The sequence below is a fragment of the Shewanella inventionis genome, from assembly GCF_014641855.1.
Taxonomy (GTDB): domain Bacteria; phylum Pseudomonadota; class Gammaproteobacteria; order Enterobacterales; family Shewanellaceae; genus Shewanella; species Shewanella inventionis.
In genome coordinates this window covers 1-1,856 of the sequence record NZ_BMII01000094.1, presented here as the reverse complement: position 1 = coordinate 1,856, position 1,856 = coordinate 1, and the positions used below count along the sequence as shown (strand labels likewise).

Annotated in this window: 3 protein-coding genes; all 3 read left to right on the top strand. The window is 42.8% G+C overall.

Annotated features, from left to right (window positions below; translation table 11 throughout):
* Positions 1 to 59: 59 nt before the first annotated feature.
* The 3 genes from IEW93_RS21700 (at position 60) to IEW93_RS21685 (ending at position 1,771) form a co-directional block, all read left to right on the top strand.
* Positions 60 to 251, top strand: a complete 192-nt coding sequence (locus tag IEW93_RS21700; RefSeq protein WP_188741269.1) for a hypothetical protein — start codon at positions 60 to 62, stop codon at positions 249 to 251.
* A 15-nt stretch (positions 252 to 266) separates the two neighbouring features.
* Entirely contained in the window at positions 267 to 1,073 is an 807-nt protein-coding gene (locus IEW93_RS21695) for a DODA-type extradiol aromatic ring-opening family dioxygenase (protein ID WP_188741267.1), read from the top strand.
* A gap of 485 nt (positions 1,074 to 1,558) precedes the next feature.
* Positions 1,559 to 1,771, top strand: coding sequence for a hypothetical protein (locus tag IEW93_RS21685; RefSeq protein ID WP_188741268.1), 213 nt, complete (start codon positions 1,559 to 1,561; stop codon positions 1,769 to 1,771).
* Positions 1,772 to 1,856: the final 85 nt, after the last annotated feature.

The window sequence follows — 1,856 nt, the reverse complement described above, 5'->3', positions numbered from 1 at the left end:
ATTAGAGCAAGCGGCATAAGTAATTAATCAGGTTCGGGCAGAGCCGTAGCGTCTGTGAAGTGAATTGCATTAGCGATCAGCAGCAGAAAGTCGATGATAAAGTAATTTATTATCGCCTGTATTCAGGGATCCCCGTCATTCATGGCGGGGAGCATGTCAATGTGAATATTGAACATATAAAAGCAGGTTACTACTCGATTAAAGCGCTTAACCCAACAGGGATTGTCCCTATCGGGCCTGAAATTTATTAACACGTTGGAGTCAGCATGAAATCAAATCGAAACATTGTGTATATTTCTCATGGCGGTGGCCCCATGCCCTTGCTCGGCGACCCTGCTCACTTTGAAATGGTGAACACTTTAAAACACATCGCGGCAGAAGTCGGTAACCCCAGTGCGATATTGGTGATCAGCGCGCATTGGGAGGCGCGTTTAGCCACTGTGACTTCAGGAATAGCCCCAAGGATCATTTACGACTATGGCGGGTTTCCTGAAGAAGCTTATAAGATCCAATATCCTGCACCTGGTGAACAGACATTGGCTAAAGGTGTTGTGAATGTACTTAGAGATAACGGGATTGATGCTGAACAAGATGAGCAGCGAGGATTTGATCATGGCTTATTTGTGCCACTTAGCATCATGTATCCAGAAGCGGACATTCCTTGTGTGCAGTTATCATTGGTTCACGGCCTTGATCCAGAACTGCACATTAAAATAGGCAAGGCATTACAGTTGCTCAATTGGGATAATTTGTTGGTGATTGGATCCGGATTTTCGTTTCACAATATGCGTGCATTTTTTAATCCGAATTCGCCAGACGTTAGCAAAAATAATATAGCCTTTGATAACTGGTTACATGAAACCCTTAGCGATAAGGCACTGCCTGAACATGCTAGAGAGAACCAACTGGCGCATTGGATTGCAGCACCAGGTGCGAGGTATTGTCATCCAAGGGAAGAGCATTTAATGCCTTTGCATGTCTGTTATGGCATGGCCACTCAGCCGAGCGATAAAGCATTTAAAATTGAGATTATGAAAATACAAGCGTCAATGTTTTATTGGGAAATTGTTTGAGTGTGAGAGTGGTATCAAGTGAGTTGTGGTAAAGAGTTTGTAGAATTTGGCCACAGCTCACGACAGAAGTTCATTCGACGTTGGTGAGCCTGGGCTAAGTACCTTCATTAAAACTCAAGCTGCAAAGCAGATAGAATTTGATATTAGCCGAATAATGATGCTTTTTAGTGTAAGCCATGACTTAATAAAAAGTCTGCAATATGTGCATTTTACAGTGTTGCGTTTAGCTCAATCAGTCGAGACACCTTACCCGTGCAACTCGCAAAGAAACTTCCTCGAACTTAATTTGAGTGTTTCTATTAGCTCAGTTAGCTGTGCATAAGGAATTTCACGGCTCTGAGCTAGCAAAAATCAATCTAGTCCTGATTCAATTGACTTTAGATTTGGGCTATCGCCAAAGCAATAAAAACGAGTTATGTTACTTGCCTAAGTGTGCGGTGGTATTTACATTTTTTATAGTTGTTAAGAACTCAAGGAGAGTGTCGTTGAAATTTCACTATTTAGTATTACTGTTTATTACATTGATCAGTGGCTGTTCATCGGTGCCGGGTGTCAAACTGACAAAACAAAATTTTGAACAATTACAAACCGTAAAACTTGAAGCAAGCCCAAACGACAATACCATGCTAACGGCCATCAGCACGGTTGAAATTCAATGTCGGATAGGCGACACCTGTTACCAAGTGCCGCCCTCCTAAGAACCGTACGTGCAACTTTCACTGCATACGGCTCAAGCCTCCACTAAGGCGTGTTCTGTTACCCAGCACCCTATATCGCAGCCAA